4 protein-coding genes and 1 pseudogene are annotated in these 6,569 nt (G+C 61.8%); 1 reads left to right on the forward strand and 4 read right to left on the reverse strand.

Going from position 1 to position 6,569, the window contains the following annotated elements; translation table 11 throughout:
* Positions 1–69 precede the first annotated feature (69 nt).
* The 3 genes from rtcA to AC1D0P_RS19695 all read right to left on the reverse strand — a co-directional run bounded on the left by rtcA (position 70) and on the right by AC1D0P_RS19695 (position 4,616).
* A complete protein-coding gene (gene rtcA / locus AC1D0P_RS19685) occupies positions 70–1,128 on the reverse strand; it encodes an RNA 3'-terminal phosphate cyclase (RefSeq protein WP_477678299.1) in 1,059 nt (352 codons plus the stop codon).
* 80 nt (positions 1,129–1,208) lie between these two features.
* The gene (locus AC1D0P_RS19690; RefSeq protein WP_477678300.1) at positions 1,209–2,441 is read right to left on the reverse strand and encodes an RtcB family protein; all 1,233 of its coding nucleotides are present in this window, start codon (positions 2,439–2,441) and stop codon (positions 1,209–1,211) included.
* A gap of 621 nt (positions 2,442–3,062) precedes the next feature.
* Positions 3,063–4,616 carry a vWA domain-containing protein gene (locus tag AC1D0P_RS19695; protein WP_477678301.1) on the reverse strand — a complete coding sequence of 518 codons (1,554 nt, stop codon included), beginning with the start codon at positions 4,614–4,616 and terminating at the stop codon, positions 3,063–3,065.
* Positions 4,617–4,817: 201 nt separating this feature from the next.
* Between AC1D0P_RS19695 and rtcR the strand changes: the two genes are divergently transcribed.
* A complete protein-coding gene (rtcR, locus tag AC1D0P_RS19700; protein ID WP_477678302.1) occupies positions 4,818–6,413 on the forward strand; it encodes an RNA repair transcriptional activator RtcR in 1,596 nt (531 codons plus the stop codon).
* 28 nt (positions 6,414–6,441) lie between these two features.
* Here rtcR and AC1D0P_RS19705 read toward each other — a convergent pair.
* Positions 6,442–6,569, reverse strand: a pseudogene (locus AC1D0P_RS19705) (Lrp/AsnC family transcriptional regulator); the annotation flags it as partial.

Genomic DNA, 6,569 nt, shown 5'->3' on the forward strand with positions numbered 1-6,569 from the left:
CTGCTGGACGATGCAGCGACGAAATCCGCGGCACGCTGAATCCAGCCTGCCGCGGGGTCGACCCACCAGTCAGGTGGACACCGAAATCACGGTGCCGCCCTCCAGCGCCTCGAAAGAGAACCTCACGGGCAGGAAGGCCTCGATGGTCCGGGCGTTGGTGCGGGTGTGCTCGGTCAGCTCCGTCGCCCAGTAGCGGCCCATCCTTCCCTGCATGGCCGCCAGGGCCAGCGGGATCATCAGCTGGTCCGCCAGGTGCGGGCCCACCGGCGCCTGGTGAGCCAGGTAGTCCCTGACCTCCTGCAGCAAACGGCGGGCGACCTGCTCGGCGCTGACGGTCTTTTCGCCATAGGCGGCAAAGACTTCGGTGATGTGCTCGTAACGCAGGACGGCCAGCAGCGCATTGCCCGGGCCTTCGTTGCTGCGCAGCCCGCGGTCGCGCAGGCAGTCCTCTCCCCAGCCCAGGCCCTGCCGCAGCACGGCCAGCTCGCGCTCGGCCACGCCCTTGGGAAGGCCGGCGTGCAGGCATTCGGCATAGGCCTCCAGCAGCGCACCGCGCTGCATGATGTCGATGGCGGCGAAACCCTGGGCGGGCGGATGCAGGCGCACGCGCGCCTCCCCGCCGCCGGCGGGGTAAAAGCCGTGCCGGCGCAGCTCAATCTCAAACAGCGCATCGCCACCGCCCGAGAAAAAAGGCGCCAGCAGGGTCAGAAAAGAGATCGAAGGCGCCATCGGGTTGTGCGTCCCGCCGCCGAGCAGCAGCGTGGAGGCCTCCTTGGCCTGCAGCAGCGGCCACAGCACGGTCTGCAGCACCAGCATGCAGCTGCCGGCCGAGCCGACCGCGAATTCGTAGTCGCCCGCGCGAACCTCGCCGGGCGTGAACAGCAGCGTGGTTTCGCCAATCTGCACGGCCTGGCCGGCGGCATTGAGGGCCGTGCTGTGGCCCAGGCCACCGCTCACAGCCACGGCGGCGTTCACGCAGGCCAGGTGCTGGCGCATCAGGCCGGGCTTGGGCCGCCTGGCGCGGATGTTGTCCATGCGGAAAGGCTTGCCCGTCACCAGGCTCAGCGCCAGTGCCGTGCGCAGGATCTGCCCGCCGCCTTCGCCTTGCGAGCCATCGAGTTCAATCATTTTTTTCTTCTTTCTGTCTTCTTGTTTCTTGTTTTCAAATGCCCGGGCCAGGGCGCCCTCCTCCCTCGAAGCGGCGCGCCCTATCCCTTCACGCAGACCACCTGCTTGAGGGTGTAAACCACCTCCACCAGGTCGCTTTGCGCCAGCATCACGGCATCGATGTCCTTGTAGGCCATCGGGATCTCGTCGATCACATCGGCGTCCTTGCGGCATTCCACGCCTTCCGTGGCCTTGACCTGGTCGTCTACCGTGAACAGCTTCTTGGCCTGGGTACGGCTCATGGTGCGGCCTGCCCCGTGGCTACAGCTCATGAAGCTGTCCGGGTTGCCCTTGCCGCGCACGATGAAACTCTTGGCGCCCATGCTGCCGGGAATGATCCCGAGCTCCCCCGCCCTGGCGCTCACGGCGCCCTTGCGGGTCACGAACACCTCTTGCCCAAAGTGCGTTTCCTTCTGCACATAGTTGTGGTGGCAGTTCACCGCCTCCAGGTGCGTCTCGAACGGCTTGCTGATCACCTTGCGCAGCGCGCCGATGGCGGCCTGCATCATCACCTCGCGGTTCAGGCGCGCGAACTTCTGCGCCCAGCCCACGCCGCGCACATAGTCGCCGAAGTACTGCGAACCTTCTTCGAGGTAAGCCAGGTCCTTGTCCGGCAGGTTGCGCTGGTGCAGTTCCGCGTCCTTCTTCGCGAGTTCGATGAAGTGGGTGCCGATGGCATTGCCCACCCCGCGCGACCCGCTGTGCAGCATGATCCACACCCCGCCGTTTTCGTCGAGGCAGACCTCGACAAAGTGGTTGCCGCCGCCCAGGGTTCCCATGTGGCGGTGGTTGTTGGTGTTCTTCAGGCGCGGGTAGTCCAGGCATAGCGCCTCGAATTCATCGACCAGCTGGCCCCAGGCCGCATCGGCTGCGCTCGGCGGATTCGTCCAGGCACCAACTTCACGAACCGAGCCGTTGCGGCGATAAGTCTTGGGTGCCGAACCATGCGGTACGGCCTTCTCGATTTCCGAGCGCAGCGGCCCGAGGTTGTCGGGCAGGTCTTCGGCGCGCAGCGTCGTCTTGCAGGCCATCATRCCGCAGCCGATGTCCACACCGACGGCCGCCGGAATGATGGCCTTGAAGGTCGGGATCACGCTGCCGATGGTGGCGCCCAGGCCGTAGTGCACGTCGGGCATCACGGCCACGTGCTTGAACACGATGGGCAGGCGCGCCGAGTTTTCGAGCTGCTTGAGGGCCTGCGCTTCCACGGGCACGCCCTTGGTCCACATTTTTACCGGTACACCGCCGGTGACTTCGTGTTGTTGGTAGTTCATTGCTGTTCTTCCTTCTTTCTTTTTTTAATAAAACGGACGAATAAAGTTTGTGAAATGAAATTCCGCCACTTGTTGCCAAGCTGGGGTTTGAACCCAGACCCCGCGCCTTCCGGCGTGAGAGCGTTTGCACGCTGCGTCTACCTGTAATTTCACGGGCATTCATCCAAAACTCTTTTTTCTTTTTGATCACCAGCAGCAACAAAATTGTTGAAATGGATACGTGCTCTACCAGACTGAGCTACGGTGCTGCAATGGGCTCGGGTACAAGCCCATTGCAGCACCGGCGGGATTCGAACCCGCGACCTCGGCATTAACAGTGCTGTAATTCCAACCGCATTTGCCACTGGCAATCAAAACTTTTTGCTCTTTTCAAGAGCTTTCAAAAACACGACAAGAATCGGCGAGATTTTCACGCATCAGCCTTTCAGCTTCTGCATGGCCGGGAACGACCCCGGCTGTTCAGATGTAATCCCACCAGCATTCGTGCTTTTGAAAACCCTCTTCTCTACCCTTTAAAAAAAGCCCCCCGCCTGAGGACTAACAGGTGGTGTGATGAAAACAGTTTGGATGTAATCACACCGGCATTCCTCAGGCGAGACGCTCAACACATCGAGTCATGGCTCACAACGCCAACTCGTCTATCAATCCGACCCAGTGGTCGGCTCCCAATGCACCTGCGGCAAACAAGGCTAATACCTTGAACACCTCATCGGTAAAACCACCGATGTTCAGGATGTCGGGCCGTTCCATCGCCTGCGTATGGGCATAGGGCTGGATGTCGATACACACCAACTTCGCTTGCGGGTTGCGTTGCTTGAACACTTCCCACTCACGCAAGGTTTGCGTAGCACCGGCACGCTTGCTGTCCACCCACGACTCGTTGTCCGACACCAGAACCACCAGATCGGCCTTGGCCTTCCCAGCGTTCAACAGGGCCAGCGGTGCCGAGCAGTTGGTTCCACCTCCGCCCACGGCCGCCAGCTTCTCCGCGTTGGTCATCACCGAGTCACGCGGGTTCAACGACAAGTTGACGACTTTTTGCTCGAACGGCAGCACCATGGTTGCCGGGTTCTTGCGCAGCAGAGCCGCAGCTACCAAGGCCGCCACGTCGATACAACGCACCGCACTGGTTGCAGAACCACGGTGCCCGGACACCGCCGAGCTCATGGAGCCCGACACATCAGGACACACCACCACGTTACCCGCCAAAGCCGGCACGTTCTTCAACGCGATTTCCATCGCATCCTGCAATGCCTCACGCACCTGCTGGGGAACAGCCGCGTCCGTAGCCTTGTAAGCCGCCATCAACTGGTAAGGCAACACGCGGGCTTTCTCAATGCTTTGCACATCACGCAGTTTGGCGGCAATGGCCTTCTCAGCCTTGGTCGTACCAAACACACCGTGGCGTGCAAAAGTATTCAGGTTCTGCCGCACCATCTGCCACGAACCGTTCTTGGCAATCTGCGTCCACTGGTTGGTGGTCAAATTCAATGCGGTCAGCATCTGAAAAGGCACGTCGGGCGCCACGCCGCTGCGGTCCTTTTTGTAGGCTTCAAAAGCACGCGTCGCCTCGGGCAACTGGTTCACGTCAAAGTCGCGACCTATCAACCAGGCAAACCACGCGGCGCGCCAGGCTTCGGCCGGTTTTGGGTGAACCATCTTCACGACGTCGGCCAAGGACGGGCTGTTACCCACACTGGCGTTCAGCAGCTGCTTCTCGCTGGCATTGCACAACCAGGCCTGCACCAATTTCTTGGGGCGCGAACCCATTGATTTACGGCCCACACGGCCGCTACGCAGAATCTGCACCACGTTACGCAGCATCTTGCCGTTGTCCACCACGCGGGGAAACGCCTTGGCAAACAGTGCCACGTCGCGAGTCGCCAGCGAAGCCAACAGCAGCGCCGGCATGTCTTTCATATGGCCGCGCTCACGGGCATAGATGGCGGTTTTGGCCACGAAGCTCGCGTCAACCTGTGCAGCCAGTTCCAGCACTTTGTCCAATTGCTCGGCAGCACCGGCGTAGTACACATTGTTCAGGCAACCGGTTACGGCCAGCTGCACCAGAGCATGCCGGGGTGCCAGGGCATAAGCCACACCACCCGCCTCGTTGACGGTGGCGGCGGCGGGCAGGAAAGCGCCTTTGCTGCTTTGAAATAGTTGTGTGTTTGCCATGTTCTTGTTCCTTGTTTGCATTCACCGTTGTGGTGACGGACTATGTATTGCAGGCGCCGTGCCAGCTGGCCTGGAAGTTTTCTGCCAGTTCAGAAGATCGTTGATTTGATTCGTTATTTTTCTTATTCACTCAAAAATCTCTCCGAATTTCAGGTGCCAACATTTCGACTTTTCTATCTTTAAAGCTAGTACATTAGAAATATGAAGAAAAAAGTCGTGATAGGTTTCCTGGGCACCCAGCTGGATTCGGGCCTGGGTTCGGGGCGCTGGGAGAAATGGCGGCCCACGGTTTCGATCGCGCAGCACGAAGACCTGGTCGTCGACCGGCTGGAGCTGATGCACGACGCGCGCAACAAGGCACTGGCCGAGCGGGTGCGCGACGACGTGGTCCAGCTCTCGCCCGGTACCGAGGTCCGCCTGGTCRAAATGAACCTGGCCAACCCCTGGGACTTCGGCGAGGTCTACGGCGCGCTGTATGACTGGATGGGCGCCTACGCCTTCGACACCGAGCGCGAGGAGTACTGGGCCCACATCACCACCGGCACGCACGTGGCGCAGATCTGCCTGTTTTTGCTGGTGGAGGCGCGCTTCATTCCCGGCGTGCTGCTGCAGACGGCGCCGCCGCGGGGCCGGCAAGGCCAGGGCACCGGCAGTTATGAACTGATAGACCTGGACCTGTCGCGCTACGACGCAATCAACGCGCGGCTGGCGGTTGCGCAGGAAGATGCCGTCTCCTTCCTCAAGAGCGGCATCGCCACGCGCAACCCGCGCTTCAACACCATGATCGAGGAAATTGAGCGCATTGCCGTGCAGAGCAAGGCGCCCATCCTGCTGACCGGGCCCACGGGCGCGGGCAAGTCCATGCTGGCGCGGCGCATCTTTGAACTCAAAAAATCGCGCCACCAGGTCGGCGGCGGTTTTGTCGACGTGAACTGCGCGACCCTGCACGGCGACGGCGCGGCTTCCGCCCTGTTCGGCCACAAAAAAGGCGCTTTCACCGGCGCGGCCGGCGACCGCCCCGGCCTGCTGCGCACCGCCGACAAGGGCGTGCTGTTTCTCGACGAGATTGGCGAACTGGGCCTGGATGAGCAGGCCATGCTGCTCAAGGCCGTCGAGGAAAAACGCTTCCTGCCCGTGGGCGCCGACAAGGAAGTTGAAAGCAGCTTCCAGCTGATAGCCGGCACCAACAAGGACCTGCGCGCGGAAGTCGCGCGCGGGCGCTTTCGCGAAGACCTGTTCGCGCGCATCAACCTCTGGACCTACACCCTGCCCGGCCTCTCCCAACGCCGGGAGGACATCGAACCCAATATGGACCACCAGCTCATGCTGGCCTCCGAAGACCTGGGCCGCAAGACCCGCATGACCACCGAGGCCCGCGCCGCGTATCTACGCTTCGCGCAATCGGGTGAGGCCGTCTGGACCGGCAATTTTCGCGACCTCAGCGCCTCCATCACGCGCCTTGCCACGCTGGGCGACAACGGCCGCATAGGCCTGGGCCTGGTGGAGGCGGAGATCGCGCGGCTGCGCTGGCAGTGGCAGGCCACGGAGCCGGAAGCGGGCGGCAGCGCCGTATCGCTCGCCGGCCTGCTGGGCAGCGCCGCGGACACGCTGGATTATTTTGACCGGCTGCAGCTTCAGGCCGTGATCGAGGTGTGCCGCAAAAGCGACTCCCTCAGTGATGCCGGGCGGGCGCTGTTCAATGTCTCACGCACGCAGCGCAGCGTGGTCAACGACGCGGACAGGCTGCGCAAGTACTTGCTGAAGTTTGACCTGAGCTGGGAAAAAATCTCAGCCTGACCAGCACAAGACCAGCACTGGATCGGCACTAGATCGGCAATTGGGTGGTCGAGAGCACCTGCTTGAGCACCATGAAGGTACGGACCTGCCGCACGCCCGGCAAATACAGCAGTTGCTCCGCATGGAGGCGATTGAAGCTGTCGTTGTCCCGGGTGC

The organism is Polaromonas sp. P1_G2 (assembly GCF_056405515.1).